This is a genomic window from Okeania sp. (genome assembly GCF_035285525.1).
Classification (GTDB): Bacteria; Cyanobacteriota; Cyanobacteriia; order Cyanobacteriales; family Microcoleaceae; genus Trichodesmium.
Window position 1 is genome coordinate 18384 of sequence record NZ_JAYKGW010000119.1, and the last position, 16564, is coordinate 34947.

Consider the following 16564-nt stretch of genomic DNA (forward strand, 5'->3'; position numbering starts at 1 on the left):
GAATATCAACAGGTTTTTCGTAATAGGGAAATGTTCCGCAAACAGGATATAAAAATGTCCGCGCCCAATATTCATTCGACTGCTATAAAACTAACTAATCAAAATAGAACAGAGTTACTAATTTACGTTGTTCTTCTGCATCTTGACAAGTCTGCAACAAAGTATGACTATCGTGAAAAGCAAAACAAATTAATTGTTGACATCGAGAAACAATTTCTTGATTACAAATAGAACTCGCTTCTGCTAAAGATAATTGATCATTTTTCGGATTTTCTACTAAATGAATAACCTTTTCTAACTCTTCACGAGATTCTCTTGGTTGTCTTTTCAAACTTTGAGGTAAAATTACTGTAACCAAATTAGGGTCAGCCCTCATTGCACCTCGAACTGCTGCTAAGTTACTACCTGTTGCTCCTGATGTAATAATATGATTTGAACCTAACACCAAAGCATAACTTAATAACTCAATTAATTGTTGATGAGTAATAGGAACATGACGGGAACCCAACACAGCGATTCTTTTAGAACCTGTTTGTTGGATTGCTAAAAGTTCCTGTAAAAAATCATCTACCTTGGGTATATCAATTGATTGACTCAATGATTTTATCTACTATAATAAATTTGCCAAAAGGATTATAACAAGTAAATATGTTTTTGTACATTTTAGTTATGGAATAGGTATGGAGGGAGGAGTAATCACTTTTCTTCAAGGGAACAGAGAATAGGCAATAGGCAATAGGGAGGAGTAATCACTTTTCTTCAGTAGAAAATCTCAACAAAAATGTGCTTTTTGATAGAAAGTTGCACCAAAGATGGCTCAAAATTTCTCTTGGCCTTAACATCTTAAAACATTTTTTGCTCGACTTTTACGTCAAATATAAAAAACATACCCTTATTAAACCTCCCCATCACCTTATATACCAGTCAAAGCAAAGAGCGCAGACCCATCAAAAGCCTAAAACCCAGACCAAATCAAGATTTTTCCTTCTCCCTTTTGCTATACCTCCCAATCACCCATGAAAATTTTAATCAATTTTCAAATTTTCTTGCAAGCGTTCAAAATCAAAGTGTTGTGCCATTAGTTCTTTGACAAATCCTACTTTGGCAGGTTCATGTAAACGCACACTACCAAAAGTTTTTTCAATGATTTCTACTGTAGAAAGGGTATCATAGTCCACTGACAAAATGGGTACTTCTGCATCGTCTGCACGCCGTAATACTAACTCATCCGGTGGCAGTTGTCCAGTTAAAATCAGACAATGAGTCGAAGTTTCTAGAGCTGCTAGCTGAATATCTGTGCGATCGCCCCCTGTCACTACTGCCATATTTGTCGCCTTACGGAAATATTTTATAGCTGCACTAACATTCATTGCACCAATTGTCAAGCTTTCTACCATTAAATTTAAGCGATCGCCACGACAAAGTACCTGAGCTTTTAATTGTTTTACTAATTCTGCCACTGGAACTCCTCGTAGGAAACTGCTTCTAGGCAATATTCCGAATACTGGTATATCTCTAGATTGGAGGAAAGGTTTTACTAATGTAGTTACTGTTTCTTGTGCTGATACTGGGACATCGTTAATAACTACACCAAGAAGGGAGCTACCTAAACGTTGTTTAGCTGAAAGTAAAGAATCTATGTAATGTGAACTTGGACGAGTTACCAAAATCACACCTGCATTAAGGGTTTCTGCAACTTGTGGCAGTGATAGTTCAAATAGACTACCGTCATCTATGTTACTAGGTCCTTCTAATATTACTAAACCTTCTGACTCTACCTGTAGATATTGTGCTAGAGATTTTTGATAATCATTTTTCTCCTCTCCTAGCAAGCGCTTTTCTATGGTATTTTTGTCCAAGGTCAACAAAGTTGGTCGAACACTATTTTGTGAAAGTTGGAGAGTATCAGGTATGAACTGTACATCAGCATCTATGGAAGTAGATGTTGGAGTTAAACAGTTCCCCAAAGGTTTTCCATAGGCAATGCTTATACCTTTTGCTTGTAACTCATGGGCTATTCCTAAAATAATTGTAGATTTGCCACTGTAAGGTTCAGTCGATCCAATTAGCAAATAATTTGCAGATTTTGGCACATCCTAGCTCCTGCAATTAATAAACTTTTGGCAATTATCGCATTTTTAGGGCAAATATTCCTGGGATAATGGATAATAAATAATAAATAATTAGGGCTTGCTGATTAAATATGGACTTAGAAAAGAAACCTGGTTGTTTGAAGGTCAAGCAGTTGCTTGTTCCTCTACTCCCTAATTAATAAAGCTATTAATTAGGCTTAAGTTATTTGTATCGGGTTTCTAAATATGAACCTGGCTGATTAAATATAATATGAACCTAGAAACCCGGTTTCTTTGAAAAACCGGGTTTCTGTTTGAAGGTCAAGCAGTTGCTGTTCCCCTACTCGCTAATGAATAAAGCTATTGATTAGACTTAAGTTAGTTATAGCGAAGTAGCTTTTTGTAGAAAGCCTTAGAAAAATCTATTGTATCACTGATTCTATAATTCCGTAAGACATCTATTAAACAATCAACAAATTCATAAGTAGCCATTATAATTTCATAACTGAGTTCTGGATTATCATCAAACTGCATTCTGCAACGAGTTATGTCTGCGGGTAATATCGAAACATTCCAGGTAATAACAAAAGGAATATTTTCAACTCCTTTTATATTTTTTGATCCTTCTATATTCCTTGCTCCTTCTAAATGTTTTTGTTTGTACAAGCTAATAGCAAGACCTAAAAATTTACGTCTTTTTTCTGTGTAGTATGGATTATAAACAGCTATCTCTCCTTTTTCTGCTGGTTTTAATTGGTTAATTAACATTTTAAATATTCTCCGTAATCATCAATGATCTTCTAAAAGTCTAGTTTTTTCTGTTTATATAACTAGGAAATTTAGCATTTGTAATAATAATTGTATTTCAGATTTTATATCATGCCTGGTAGCATCGGTATGGTATAGAGAAGGTAAGGAATAATAAAGAAGTTGCCAAAGAAGGAAAAAACCTTACAAAAAATATTTTTCCAATTTTTTTACACAAACCTTCAAACAGAAACCCGGTTTCTTTAAGAAACCGGGTTTCTATATCCATATTTAAGAAACCGGGTTTCTATATCCATATTTAATCAGCTAGCTCTAATTATCAATTATCCCAGGAATATTTGCCCTAAAAAGCCATTTTTTAGCAATAAGAAATAGGCAATATTTTTAGAGTTTATTTCTAGTTTTTGAATTATTGCAACCTATATACGGCTGGCTGATTAAATCTCAAAATATTCTATAGATAAAAGTTTCGATCTTTTTAGAGTCCTATTTCTCAGGAACCGTAAAAGTTAAAGTTTTTAGGCAGGTCAGGTTTAGACATCCGAGCATTTTAGGTTAATTAGGACAGAAAAACTAAGGAACTATTTTAACAACTACTTCCTCTATAACCCTCCTAAATCTTTACTCTTAACTACTCCCTACTCCCTACTCCCTACTCCCTACCTCCACAAAAATACCATATTTATAGTTTTTTAAGACGAAATTAGGTTAGTCTCTTAAACATAAGAAAATTATTTAGTTGTTACATCTTTTAAGATTAGTTAAATTATGCCGGACAGTTCTTGGCCAAAAAACGATTACTATCAGGAAACCCAAATTAACCAAAACTATGCCTCAGATAATGAACAGCAAAATTATCAGGTATCAGAAAAACAGGAAAGTTCAGATGCTAACCAGATAGAGCCAAAAATAAAAGTCATGGAAACCAAAAAGTTCAGTAATCAGAATATCTACGATGGTCGTAGACTTAAAGCAGCTTTTGTGCTGTCCTTGATCTGGACTGTTACCATAATACTACATTTGCTGTCCTGGGGATATTGGACAATTCTGGGTTTAACCGGTTTACTCTCAGTTCAATTTTTGCGGATACTATTTGCTAAACCAAAACTAGCTCCTAAAAGTTTATCAGAAGAAAATTTAACAGACTGGCCTTATGTATCTCTTATAGTAGCAGCTAAAAATGAAGAAGCTGTCATTAGCCAATTGGTAAAAAATATTTGTGCTGTAGATTATCCTACCAATAATTATGAACTTTGGGTAATAGATGACAATAGCACAGATAAAACCCCTGTATTGCTAGAAAAGTTGGCTCAGGAATATCAACAACTAAAAGTGATTAGAAGAGGTCCAGATGCTAGGGGTGGTAAGTCTGGCGCTCTCAATGCTGCTGTACCTTTCGTTAGGGGAGAAATTTTAGGAGTATTTGATGCAGATGCACAGGTGACACCTGATTTACTCAGAAAAGTAGTACCACTTTTTACCAGGGAAGAAGTAGGAGCAGTACAAGTGAGAAAGGCGATCGCTAATGGGGGTCTAAATTTTTGGACAAAGGGACAATCAGCAGAAATGGTTGTGGACAGTTTTTTTCAGGAACAGCGCATTGCTATTGGTGGGATTGGAGAACTGAGAGGAAATGGCCAATTTGTGCGGTTGAATGCTCTAGAAGAATGTGGGGGGTGGAATGAAGAAACTATTACTGATGATTTAGATTTAACTGTTCGTCTACATCTGAATCAATGGGATATAGATTTTTTGGCTTCTCCAGCAGTAATGGAAGAAGGGGTGACTAACCCTGTAGCTTTGTGGCATCAACGCTCCCGATGGGCTGAAGGAGGGTATCAGCGCTATTTAGATTATTGGAAATTGATTTTCCGTAACCGAATGGGACTTGGTAAAACTTGGGATTTATGGCAATTTTGGGTGACACAATATGTAATATCTGTTGCTGCTGTACCTGACTTTTTGATGGCGATATTTTTACGTCGTTTACCAATAACGAGTCCTTTAACTGTGTTTACTGTGATGGTTTCTTTGTTAGGAATGTTTATTGGTTTACGTCGAACTCGGAAACGACAAAGGAGTTTAGTAGAAGAAAAAGAGATAATTGAATTTACTTCTCAGAAAGAACATTCATCGTCTTTATTTTTGACTTTTTGGGAAAGTGTGCGGGGAACTTTTTATATGTTGCATTGGTTTGTGGTTATGAGTATTACTATTGCTCGAATGTCTCTATTACCTAAGCGGTTGAAATGGGTAAAAACAGTTCATACGGGTGATGAGGAAAGTTAAAAGAAGAAGCTATTTCAGTTATCAGTTATCAGTAACAATCTCTGAAGTTAGAGACTGGAAATATTTATGATAATTGATACTCTCTTTGTAATAAATATTCACCTAAATTACTATTTGATTTGTGAATAAAATTTTGATAAGTAGGTCGGCGTGAATAAACGTCACTATGTAACAAAATTTTAAAGCATTTAAAACCCTTGAGATTGCTTCCTTCCACGGTGTTACGGCTCCCTGGGGATGTACTTGTAAATTTTTTCCTTACCTACTTCGTTAAAGTGATCACTGTAACAGTTTTTAAGATTTAGATTTGCTATAGTTAGGGTTTATTGAAAAAGTCTTTTGGTTAAGGTAGGGATTAGGGAGTAAACCCACCCCTAACCCTTCCCAGGAGTTAAGCTTAGGAGGAATGGGAGTTATAAAAGAGGTAGTTGGAAGAATTGTTTCTTAATTTTTTCGTCTAATCACTGTACAAAACTTATATCTAATAGACTGTAAATTTTTATATCTATAGGAAAAATAGGGGTGCATTTTAATCCATGAATAAAGCCAAAAACTTACCGCTTTTAGGGAACACTTAACAGTGAACAGGGAACAGGTATGGAAAAAATAGGTATGGAGGAAAAAAGTATTTTTGCAAATATATCAGATGCACCCAAAAAACTTGATAAACATAAAATTTTTATCACAAAAGATAAAGGGAAAAAATGAAAAAACTAGATGATTAAAGCAGCAATTTATTGCTAAAAAAATTATTCTAGTCTTTTAAGAGCATTAATTAAGTTTACACTTATTAAGTAGGTTTAATCTTACCAAATTTATGAAAATCTTGGGGATGCTCAAATAAAGTTTCCCAAACTATTATTGTAAACATTCAGTAGGAAATGCTTACACCAGAGCAAATTAAAAGTTAAGTTAATATGAATTTATTAGAATATCAGGCGAAGGCATTGTTTGGCGAAATAGGAATACCTGTTTTACCATCTCAAAAAATAGATTATCCTCAAGATTTAAAAAGGTTAAAAATACCCTATCCAATTGTACTAAAATCTCAAGTTCATCATGGGGAAAGAATTAGTTTAGGCGGAATTAAATTTGTTGAAAATACAATAGATGCGGTGGCAGCAGCTCAGACAATTTTTAATTTGCCAATTAAAGATGAATATCCAGAAGTTTTGTTAGCAGAGGTAAAATATAATCCTGACCAAGAATTATATTTAGCTGTTGTTTTAGACCCAATAGTACGTCGTCCTGTACTTATAGGTTCAGCGCAAAGGATTGTTGATACAGAAAAAACCATGAAAAATATACAAAAAGTGGTTGTGAATCAAGAATTTTCCCCTTTTTATGCACGTCGTTTAATGGTAAAAATTGGGCTGGAAGGAAAACTAATAACATCAGTAAGTCATATAGTTGAAAAAATGTATCAATTGTTTGTAGAAAAGGATTTAGATTTGATAGAAATTAATCCTCTTGGTATTAGTCCAAGAGGAGAAGTAATGGCTTTAGATGGTAGAGTTAGTGTTAATAATTATGCTTTAGGTCGTCATCCAGAGTTGGTGAGTTTAGTTAGCAAAAATGTTAGTAATAATTATGAACTTCAAGAGAAAAAGGTAAATGGAATATATAATAATTTGCAAGTATTGAATAAGAATAATAATGGTATTTGTAAGGAAAAATTTATTCCAGATTATCGACTGAAATTAACGGAGTTAAATGGAAATATCGGAATTTTATGTAATGGTGAAGGTTTGACAATGGCTACTCTTGATTGGGTAATGCAATGTCATGGTAAACCAGCTAATTTTTTGAATATTAATTTGGGTGATTATTTTGAGTTAAAAGATGGTTGGCGATCGCATATTTTTACTGCTTTGGATTTAGTTAGTCGGTCAAAAAATGTTGATGTGGTTTTGATAAATATTACAGGTATAGTTCAGACAAGTGATGAGTTGATTACTATAATATCTGAATATTTTAATCAGTTAAAAACTGTAGAACAAAAAACAATTCCTTTTGTACTGCGTTTATTAGGAGGTAACATTAAAAGAGTTAGAGAAAGTTTATCAGGTTTCTCAATAGAGGTTATAGAAAAATTGGAAGATGCAGTTAAAAAAGCTGTTTATCTATCTAAAGAAGGGAGAAGGGAGCAGGGAGCAGGGAGTAGGGAGTAGGGAGTAGGGAGTAGGGAGTAAAGCCACCCCTAACCCCTCCCTGGAGGGGAAGTAAAGAGTTGCAGGGATTTATATAGGAGGTATACGGTTCCGGAGGAATCAGAAAAATTATCCCCTGACTTGGGTGCCCCTATCTTAATCCAAATACATACTAACTTTTTGATTTTTCCGGAACTGTGCTTTAAGGAGAGAAAATCTCGTACTTTTTCTGAGCTAAAAAATGCTTTTATCTTTACCTGTCAATGCTTCTATATTTGATCGGCAAATCCTAACTACTTAATTAATTATTCCCTATTCCCTCAAACTTAAACTTGTTTAACTAACTGTTTAACTAACAGACAACAGAAAGCACTGTAAGAAATTTATTTTGCACTACTAATTATATAGCAATGCGTGCATAGGTTGTGAAAAATAAATAAAGTAAATTAAAAAACTGAAACTTCTACTTGTTCCCTCAAAGTAATGAAATTTTTTACACAACTCAAAGGGGATTGCTATATAATAAATAATTAGTGGCTAAAATATTATGAATTTAACTCGAAATAGTAAAGTTATAGTTCAGGGTGTGACAGAAAAAATATCTACCCAGATAGCCTTAATGATGAAATCTTCTGGCACAAATGTAGTAGCAATTATTAGTCCTGGAGAAGGGGGAAAAGAATGGGATGGCATTCCCGTTTTTAGTTTGGTAGAACAGGCAGTGGCAAAGGTGGGTATGATTGATGCTAGTGTGATAGTTATGCCTGCTTATCAGGTCTTAGATGCTGCTTTAGAGGCGATCGCTTCTGGCCTTAAACAAATTGTGATTGTGACAGAGGGTGTCCCTCCTCTGGATATGGTTAAGTTATTAAGAAAAGCTGAGGCCACAGAAACTCTGATTGTTGGGCCTAGTTGTGCAGGTATTATTGTACCAGACCAGTTTTTATTGGGTACTCATTCGCCTCAATTTTATACTCCAGGTAAAATTGGTATTCTTAGTAGAAGTAACACTCTGACTTATGAAGTTGCCTGGGAATTAACAAAGTCGAAGTTTGGCCAGTCTATTTGTGTGAGTTTGGGTTGCGATCCAATTGTTGGTTCTTCTTTTCTCCAATGGTTGCAAATATTAGATGAGGATGAGCGTACAGAGTTGATTGTCTTAGTGGGAGGAGTTAGTGGTGTAAGTGAGGAAGTAGCAGCTTCTTATATTTCAGAAACGATTGATAAACCTGTTATTGCTTATATTGCTGGTACTTATGCTCCTCTAAATCAAAATCATAGTCATGGTAGTTATTTAATTAGTGCTAGGGTTGCTGGTGAAATTGAGAGTAAAATTGCAGCTTTTGAGGCTGTTAAAATACCAGTAGCAAAATGTCCTTCTGATATTCCAAGTTTAGTTGGAAATTTACTGGAAAAGAAATGTTCTTAATTTCTATTTTAATAATATTGATTGATTCCAGAAATATTTGGAATTATTTAATTTTTCAACTGTAGGGGTTTGGTTACCAAACCTCTTTCCCCTTGGGTAATATCAAATCCGCTGGCTTTGGAGAAGAAAATTATACCATCAGAAAAGAAGGAAAAGTCCTAGTTTGTATAGGGTACGGTTCCCGAAAAATTGGATACCAAACCCCTACAATTTTTAATTTTACCGATACTACCGGATTTGATATAAGGTGAATTTTAGATATGGCTATAAGGAAAAAACTGTAGGGGTTTGGTTTCCAAATCCCTTTGCACTTCGGGAAAGGAGACCAAACCCCGCATTTATAAATCTTACAACTTAACCTATATTACTCATACATCATAACAAAATTCAGGAACCCCTCAAAACTAACCTGAAGTTTCTGGTACTTCCTCTGCTTCTGGTTCTCCTTCTCCAAATACTACTCGTAATAGGGGAGGCGCTAAGAATGTGGTAATAATCACCATCAAAATAATTGCTACATCCAAAGCAGGAGATAAAGCACCACTAGCGGAACCAACAGCAGCAAAGACTAAACCAACTTCACCCCGTGGTACCATACCAACACCAATAGCTAAACGATTAACATTACCTAAACCAAACACACTAAAACCACAAGCAACTTTACCGACAATAGCAACTACTATTAAGAAAATTGCAATTACCAAACCTTCTCGGTTAGCAGGAACAGCAGGGTTAAGAACACCCAAATTAGTTTTTGCTCCCACAGTAACAAAGAAAATCGGAACTAGCACATCAGAAATAGGCAGAATTAGTTTTTCTAATTCTCGTCCCACCTCTGTTTCGTGCAAGTTATCTAAAACTAATCCTGCAGCAAAAGCTCCCAATATTGCCTCCAAATGGATAGCAGCACCAACATAAGACATAAACAATGCTATTGTCAAAGCTGGAATCACTGCTCTACCTCTGGTTTTAAATTTTTCAGCAAAGAAAATAAAAGTATCGTTGAAGAAACGACCTAGCAATACTGCACCTACCAAAAATACACTCGCACTAACAATTAAATAGACAGCATTGATAATATCAACTTCACCAGTTTTCGCTAAACTTGCTACTACTGCTAGGATAATAATACCCATAACATCATCTATAACTGCGGCACCGAGAATAATTTGACCTTCTTTTGTGTTGAGACGGTTAATTTCTGTTAATACTCTGGAAGTGATACCAATACTCGTCGCTGTCAGTGCTGCTCCGGCAAAAATTGCTGGTACTGCTGAGACATGAAATATCCCCATCATTCCTGCTGTACCTGCAACAAATGGTAATGTTACCCCAACAGTTGCTACAACTAGAGACTGAACACCAACTTGCATTAAGTCTTTGATATTAGATTCTAGACCAATTTCAAACAACAAAATGATTACGCCTATTTCTGCTAGAACTTCTAGTACCTCACTTTGAGCTTGAAATGTAACCTCAGCAGCATCAGGAGCTAAACCTGCTGTTAGTTCTAACATTTTCACAATTATTGATGCAGAACTATCAACCCCATTTTCTGGAAAAATCACTAAATTGAGGGCGGAAATACCGATAACTACACCTCCTACCAATTCTCCTAACACTGGTGGGAAACCTAGCCAGTTAAAAAATTCGCCCCCTGCTTTACTAGCTATATAAATGGCCACTAAACTCAGAAGCACTCCTGCCAACACCATTGCTGGTTCAGCTTTGATTTCTGTGGCCATAGCCAGTATCGGTGCAATTTTCCCTGATAAAGGAAATAAGAAAATTTCACTCACAAAATTAGACCCTGCCATTAAACTAAACATTAAATCTTTCTAAATCATCTTGATTTAATGTAACAGGACTTTGGGTAGTGGTGGTCTATTAATTTAGAATTTAGAATTTAGAATTTAGAATTTAGAATTTAGAATTTAGAATTTAGAATTTAGAATTTATTCCTGCTTCTGGCTTTTGGCTTCTGGCTTCTTCCTTTATGAAGCAAAAACCCTATGTTGGAGGGACGGCATTTGCCTACGAACTTGTTGTAGACGAGTAGGGTTAATTTCTGCGATCGCTACTCCTGGTTTATCGCCAGTATCTGCCAAAATCAAACCCCAGGGGTCAATTATCATTGCATGGCCATGACTTTGTCTTCGACCGTAATGATTACCTGTTTGGGCTGGAGCGATAATATAACAGGTATTTTCTATGGCCCGTGCTTGCAGTAATACTTGCCAGTGGTCTTTTCCTGTAAATGCGGTGAAAGCTGCTGGTACAAATAAAACTTCAGCTCCTGCTTTGGAGAGATGTCGATATAGTTCTGGAAATCTTATATCATAGCATACTGATATACCAAAATTACCATAATCTTGAGATGAATAAACGGATGGTAGTTTAACACCTGCTTTGACTGTGTTGGATTCTCGGTAAGTATTACCATCAGGTATATTAACGTCAAATAAATGTGCTTTGGCATACCTGGCTACTTCTGTTCCATTAGGCTCAATTAAAGATGCAACATTGTAGACTTTACCATCTGTTGTTGGTACTGGATACCCACCTCCTAAAATGGTAATTTGGTATTTTTGAGCAATTGTTTTGAGAAATTTTTCAGTTGCTGTAGCGATCGCTTCTGCTTGAGATATTTTTTCTTCTTCTTCACCTAAAAAAGGAAAATTTTCTGGTAAGGTAACTAATTCTGCACCTTGACGAATAGCTAAGTCTATTAATTCTTCTGCCTGTGATAAATTTTTTGACAAGTCAGGCACACTTGTCATTGATATGGCAGCAGCGAGATAGGATTTCATTAAGTTAGTTTTTCAGTGGTCTTAAAAATAATTAATAATTAATAATGGATAATTAATAATTTAGAGATACTTTTCATTATCAATTATCCATTATCTATTTAGCTAGGATGGTGTCAGAAATCAAGTTTTCAACTTTAATTTAGTTAAGAATGTTGATTTCTGTATTCACCACATTTTTAACTTGGCAATTTGAGGTTGAATTTGATCTTAATCTTTTCTCATACTATTAAATTTAATCTGAATATTTCAGATAATTCAGAGAAATTTTGATTAATTCAAAATTCTGATTTTTTTGCTTTTACATAGGGTGGAAAAGCAGGTCTGGGAAAAAGCGATTAAACTCAATTAAAATTCCAGCTGTGATAGTCATCCAAGCTGCAGCCAAAACTGGAGCTGTAGATAGATACTTAAGTAAGTCTTGCATGAATATTTCTCCTGAAACTGATTTTTAAACCAGGTGTTGTTCAGACAATGTTAATTTGCTATCAGCTTTTAGCATTTCCATACCGAAAGGCTCTGCAAACAACTATCAGCTTTGACTGGGTTAAAGTCCATAAAAACTATATGTCTAAGATAGACTTAAATACCCTACTCGCACTTTCAAAAAAAATGCTCATGCTGATTGCTAGTTGCTGACCGCTGACTGCTCTTTGAAAAACATTGTTTTAAATAGATTGGTAATTATTAAGTTAGTATTTCTATACTGACTAAAATTACCTAATTTATGGTGTTCCGTTCGTCACTTTTCTAGCGAGGTGAAACAGTAATTTCGTTATCTTTAGCAAACATTTCGCCTGAAGCATATTCCTTGAATGCTAACAGAGGCCATAAAAAGCCACCTAGCATTTTTTGGATTGCTAAAGGTACATCAATAATAATCTCTTTTTCTTCTGAATTTTTATCAGATTTAATTGCTTGAAGATAGGAACGACCTACCCAACCAATCCAACCTGCAATATACAAGAATAAAATGCCAGGAATAGTAAAGTCCCCAGCGTGACTCCAACTTCCATCTACGATTAAATGAGGTAGTCCGTCGTCTTTTCCACAAAGTTGTTGGGAATAGCGTTCAAATCGTTTTGTGCCAGATTCTGGATCTGCTGTAGTCGGACGAGCATTTTCAGCTAATGCCTGAAAAGCAGGTGATTCTGAACAAGGTACTAAATTATATGCTGATGCTGTAGGTACAAAAGTTACCCAAAGACTAATGGCTAAAACTAAAGCCAACAATCGTCTCATGGAATTGTTTCCTTTTATTACAAAGTGTTGACAATTACCTATACTTCTGTTGCCAAATAATAGCTCCAAAAGAAAGGATTTTTTGATTAAGATTTTCCCAACTCCAAAAGCAACAGTTTGGAACTGGTATTCTTGACTTAATGATTGGGATTTTCTGCTGCCAAAGATGACTAACTAGGCCAATGTTTTTTGAGCCTATCTGTATCTTCTCCACAGAATATTTTTACCACGATGTGTTTCACCAGAGGTATTTCTTATTCGTCTGATTTTACAATACTTTATTTACCTCAACACTAAATTTATTTAGTGCTAATATTTTGATTATATTAATATCAATTTATGTAGCAATGACAAGGGTTTTAGCTATAGAAACAAGTTGTGATGAAACATCTGTGGCAATTGTTAAAAATTATCAAGTTTTAAGTAATATTGTAAAGTCACAAATTAATATTCATAGCTTTTATGGAGGTGTAGTTCCTGAAGTAGCCTCAAGACAACATTTAGAAATAATAAATCAGGCGATCGCTCAAGCTTTCAGAGAAGCAGATTTAGATTGGCCAGATATTGATGGTATTGGGGCTACTTGTGCCCCTGGTTTAGTGGGCGCTTTATTAGTGGGCCTAACAGCAGCAAAAACTCTAGCTATTGTTCATAACCAGCCATTTGTGGGAGTCCATCATTTAGAAGGTCATATTTATGCAGCCTATCTGACTAGACCAGAATTAAAACCACCTTTCCTCTGTTTGTTAGTTTCTGGAGGTCATACCAGTTTGATATATGTTAAAGACTGTGGAGAGTATGAAACTTTAGGAAAAACCAGAGATGATGCAGCAGGAGAAGCTTTTGATAAAGTAGCGAGATTATTAAAGCTTGGGTATCCAGGTGGACCAATAATTGATAAATTAGCAGTAGAAGGCAATGTGCGACTCGTTCCTACTAAGAGCCTTTAGAAACTAGAGGGGTATGAGTAGGGTCCAACGAGGCCACGGAGGAAGAGCCTGTAGAGCTATTCGCTATATAAGGCCACCAAAGAAGAGCCTTGTAGTGATAACTGAGTTACGGATGTGGGTGAAAGTCCCACCCGCTGAGGGAAAGCGGACTCCCGACCTGGCCACACCGAGCTAGACCTTTTCCGCTAGCAGAGTGAAGCTGGCATCAGGCCCCAACCAGAGCTAAGAGTGATAGGCGCACTGGGGGTAATGGGGAGACGGCATGGGTACATTACGGAATGTCCTGAAAAAGCGTCTTATCTACCGGATAGGAGTCACTCAAACCTCCTGACCGCACACGGGAAATTCCCGCGTCAAATATTGCCATTAGACGCATCCCTGGGGAACGTGTAGGCGAATTGGACAGCCCTAAACCGTCATAACAATCTGTAATTCGGAACGAGGAAAAACGGCAAGTAAGTCTGGTCATGTAGGTTTTGTGGCTAGTAGGAGGAAAGCTCGGAACTCTTGCTTGACGGGTAGGATGGGGGAACGAAATTACCCCCGGCAATCGAGAAACCTCAAAGGAAGGGTGATGAAGCTTAGACACCTGGTTTGACCAGAGTGAAGCACCCAACCTATACGTACAGGGTAAAACCTCTAGCCCGAAATTCACCAGGCGAAAGTCGAGTGCAAAACGACACAGAGGTAAGTAACTCCAAGGCGGTAGGCTAAAGGCACTCCCGATCTCGAGACGGTGGAAGATTAGGATAAGCTAAACCTTAACCCGGTTCAGCCCTAATCAATGGATTTTGTCTCTAACTGAGATGTTACCACAGATTGCTAGGAGCCGTGATGCGGTGAAAGTCGCACGTCCGGTTCTGAAGTAGAGGTGCGGAGGGTAATACCTCCCATCGACTATAACAAATTAGCCTTTAACCTTCCAGAAGGGAAAATTTCTTTGCCAGGAGGAGGTTATCATCCTTATGATTTTAGTTTTAGTGGACTAAAAACTGCTGTATTGCGATTAGTTCAGAAATTAGAATCAGAGGGTAATGAGTTATTACCTGATTCTTCATTAACAAAGGATATTGCAGCTAGCTTTCAAGAGACTGTAGCGAAAGGACTAACAAAACGAGCGATCGCTTGTGCCCTGGACTATGGATTAAATACAATTGTTATTGGTGGAGGTGTAGCAGCAAATAGTGGTTTGCGATGGCACTTGAGCAAAGCAGCAGAAAGTCATAATTTACAGGTATTATTTCCACCAATGAAATTTTGTACAGATAATGCAGCTATGATTGGTTGTGCTGCGGCAGACCATCTGAGTCGAGGCCATATTTCATCTTTGAATTTAGGAGCTAGTTCTCGAATGGCTATTCAAGATGTGATGAAATTATATAGCCCTACAGGCTAGGGAATAGGGAATAGGGAATAGGGAACAATTATAGTTAGGGTTTGCTGAAAAAGTCTTTTGGTAGGGGGAAGGAGCCAGAATCGGTGAATCGTTGAATCCAGAAGGAATAGGAATTGCATGAAGAGGTAGTGAGAAGAATTATCCCTTGATTTTCTGTAATAATTAGCTGATTTTTCGGGAACCGTAAATCCTAGATTTTTTAGCTTTCAAGATTTAAAAGGCGATACTTTTGACCTACCTAAAAATGCTAAAAGGTTTATACATCAAGGTTTTCATCTTTAATCAGCAAGTTCTAATTAGGAGTTACTGAAGGATTAGTAATTAAATAAAAATAATTAAATAATTAAATAATTAAATAATTAAATAATTGGTACTTTGAAGCCTAGCCTTTCAAGGGGAAAAAGCGGTCGTCAGCGGAGCTTCCCGAAGGGTGAAATGGATGGGTTCCCTAACCATATCTAATCTCCCCTTGAGAAATAAATTTTTTCCTTTTATTGAATGCTCTTCCTTTTAGGGAGAGGTAATTATCAATTATCAATTATCTATTATCTATTATCTATTATTGAAGCAGCAACCTTAGAAATAGTGCTTAAAACGCCATGGGCAATAGTTTTTTTGACTCTATAGATAGATGTTACTTTTGGGTAAGTCCTGATAATATCTAAATAGTTTTAGGATGTATCAAATATTATTCCTGATTCCTTATTGAAAAATCAAGGTATAAAGCCTTGCCATTCATAGAAAGAAGTAGTCGTTTTGTTGGCGCAAAGCTTTGCATAGGGAAAGAAAAAATTCCTTTTAGGGAATCTTCTTTATTTACCAGAAAATCATTAATAATTAATAATTAATAATTAATTATTTATTTAACCATACTTTTTTAAACTAGAACTGCTACATCAGTAATGAAAATTAGAAATGCTGAACTAAGAGACTTAAATGCCATTGTAGATATTTATAATGCCTCAATTCCTAGTCGTATTGCTGCTGCTGACTTAGAATTTATATCTGTCGAGAGTCGTATTTCTTGGTATCAAGAACACTCATCAGATAGTCGCCCTATTTTAGTTGTAGAACTAGATAATAAAGTTATCGGATGGCTAAGTATTCAGTCTTTTTCTGGCAGACCAGTCTACAAAGCTACAGCAGAAATAAGTATATATATTGCTCCTAAATATCAAGGTCAAGGAATAGGAAAAAAATTACTTTCCGAAGCAATTAATCTCAGCCCTAAATTAGGAATTAAGACTTTGCTTGGTTTTATTTTTGCTCATAATATTCCTAGCTTAAATTTGTTTAAGAAGTTTGGTTTTGAACGTTGGGGTTATTTACCTAAAGTGGGTGATTTAGATGGTAATACAGCAGATTTAGTAATTGTAGGAATTCATGTTGAGGAATAAGGAAGAAGGAAGAAGGAAGAAGGAAGAAGGAGTAAGTAAGAAGGAGTAAGTAAGAAGGAGTAAG

At 36.0% G+C, this 16564-nt stretch carries 11 protein-coding genes and 2 pseudogenes; 6 read left to right on the top strand and 7 right to left on the bottom strand.

Going from position 1 to position 16564, the window contains the following annotated elements; translation table 11 throughout:
* Positions 1-94 precede the first annotated feature (94 nt).
* The 3 genes from VKJ25_RS11250 to ebsA all read right to left on the bottom strand — a co-directional run bounded on the left by VKJ25_RS11250 (position 95) and on the right by ebsA (position 2840).
* Entirely contained in the window at positions 95-598 is a 504-nt protein-coding gene (locus tag VKJ25_RS11250; protein ID WP_324236727.1) for a DNA recombination-mediator protein A, read from the bottom strand.
* Positions 599-1025: 427 nt separating this feature from the next.
* Positions 1026-2093: a phosphotransacetylase family protein gene (locus VKJ25_RS11255; RefSeq protein WP_324236728.1), complete on the bottom strand. Its 1068-nt coding sequence runs from the start codon at positions 2091-2093 to the stop codon at positions 1026-1028.
* Positions 2094-2450: 357 nt separating this feature from the next.
* On the bottom strand, positions 2451-2840 hold the full coding sequence (ebsA, locus tag VKJ25_RS11260) for a type IV pilus biogenesis protein EbsA (RefSeq protein ID WP_324236729.1): 390 nt from the start codon (positions 2838-2840) through the stop codon (positions 2451-2453).
* Positions 2841-3608: 768 nt separating this feature from the next.
* Here ebsA and VKJ25_RS11265 point away from each other — a divergent pair.
* The 3 genes from VKJ25_RS11265 (at position 3609) to VKJ25_RS11275 (ending at position 8708) form a co-directional block, all read left to right on the top strand.
* Positions 3609-5129: a glycosyltransferase family 2 protein gene (locus VKJ25_RS11265; RefSeq protein WP_324236730.1), complete on the top strand. Its 1521-nt coding sequence runs from the start codon at positions 3609-3611 to the stop codon at positions 5127-5129.
* A gap of 917 nt (positions 5130-6046) precedes the next feature.
* A complete protein-coding gene (locus VKJ25_RS11270; protein WP_324236731.1) occupies positions 6047-7300 on the top strand; it encodes a succinate--CoA ligase subunit beta in 1254 nt (417 codons plus the stop codon).
* A gap of 526 nt (positions 7301-7826) precedes the next feature.
* Positions 7827-8708 (top strand): succinate--CoA ligase subunit alpha, encoded by an 882-nt coding sequence (locus VKJ25_RS11275; RefSeq protein ID WP_324236732.1) that lies wholly within the window; start codon positions 7827-7829, stop codon positions 8706-8708.
* Positions 8709-9112: 404 nt separating this feature from the next.
* On the opposite strand, the gene VKJ25_RS11280 is transcribed toward VKJ25_RS11275, so the two are convergent.
* The 4 genes from VKJ25_RS11280 to VKJ25_RS11295 form a co-directional block, all read right to left on the bottom strand.
* A complete protein-coding gene (locus VKJ25_RS11280; protein ID WP_375340325.1) occupies positions 9113-10525 on the bottom strand; it encodes a cation:proton antiporter in 1413 nt (470 codons plus the stop codon).
* 177 nt (positions 10526-10702) lie between these two features.
* Positions 10703-11518, bottom strand: coding sequence for a carbon-nitrogen hydrolase family protein (locus tag VKJ25_RS11285; protein ID WP_324236733.1), 816 nt, complete (start codon positions 11516-11518; stop codon positions 10703-10705).
* A 298-nt stretch (positions 11519-11816) separates the two neighbouring features.
* Positions 11817-11942 (bottom strand): photosystem I reaction center subunit IX, encoded by a 126-nt coding sequence (psaJ, locus tag VKJ25_RS11290; protein ID WP_324236734.1) that lies wholly within the window; start codon positions 11940-11942, stop codon positions 11817-11819.
* A 323-nt stretch (positions 11943-12265) separates the two neighbouring features.
* Positions 12266-12757 carry a Photosystem I reaction center subunit III gene (locus VKJ25_RS11295; protein ID WP_324236735.1) on the bottom strand — a complete coding sequence of 164 codons (492 nt, stop codon included), beginning with the start codon at positions 12755-12757 and terminating at the stop codon, positions 12266-12268.
* A 347-nt stretch (positions 12758-13104) separates the two neighbouring features.
* Between VKJ25_RS11295 and VKJ25_RS11300 the strand changes: the two are divergent.
* The 3 genes and pseudogenes from VKJ25_RS11300 to VKJ25_RS11310 all read left to right on the top strand — a co-directional run.
* Positions 13105-13692 (top strand): annotated as a pseudogene (locus VKJ25_RS11300) (tRNA (adenosine(37)-N6)-threonylcarbamoyltransferase complex transferase subunit TsaD); the annotation flags it as partial.
* Between the two features lie 916 nt (positions 13693-14608).
* Positions 14609-15103, top strand: a pseudogene (locus tag VKJ25_RS11305) (Kae1-like domain-containing protein); the annotation flags it as partial.
* A gap of 902 nt (positions 15104-16005) precedes the next feature.
* Positions 16006-16500, top strand: coding sequence for a GNAT family N-acetyltransferase (locus tag VKJ25_RS11310; RefSeq protein WP_324236736.1), 495 nt, complete (start codon positions 16006-16008; stop codon positions 16498-16500).
* Positions 16501-16564 lie beyond the last annotated feature (64 nt).

Excerpts from the sequence above, each read along its gene's own strand:
- ebsA (WP_324236729.1), bottom strand. The coding sequence starts at position 2,840 with ATGTTAATTAACCAATTAAAACCAGCAGAAAAAGGAGAGATAGCTGTT.
- VKJ25_RS11265 (WP_324236730.1), top strand. The coding sequence starts at position 3,609 with ATGCCGGACAGTTCTTGGCCAAAAAACGATTACTATCAGGAAACCCAA.
- VKJ25_RS11270 (WP_324236731.1), top strand. The coding sequence starts at position 6,047 with ATGAATTTATTAGAATATCAGGCGAAGGCATTGTTTGGCGAAATAGGA.
- VKJ25_RS11275 (WP_324236732.1), top strand. The coding sequence starts at position 7,827 with ATGAATTTAACTCGAAATAGTAAAGTTATAGTTCAGGGTGTGACAGAA.
- VKJ25_RS11280 (WP_375340325.1), bottom strand. The coding sequence starts at position 10,525 with ATGGCAGGGTCTAATTTTGTGAGTGAAATTTTCTTATTTCCTTTATCA.
- VKJ25_RS11285 (WP_324236733.1), bottom strand. The coding sequence starts at position 11,518 with ATGAAATCCTATCTCGCTGCTGCCATATCAATGACAAGTGTGCCTGAC.
- psaJ (WP_324236734.1), bottom strand. The coding sequence starts at position 11,942 with ATGCAAGACTTACTTAAGTATCTATCTACAGCTCCAGTTTTGGCTGCA.
- VKJ25_RS11295 (WP_324236735.1), bottom strand. The coding sequence starts at position 12,757 with ATGAGACGATTGTTGGCTTTAGTTTTAGCCATTAGTCTTTGGGTAACT.
- VKJ25_RS11310 (WP_324236736.1), top strand. The coding sequence starts at position 16,006 with ATGAAAATTAGAAATGCTGAACTAAGAGACTTAAATGCCATTGTAGAT.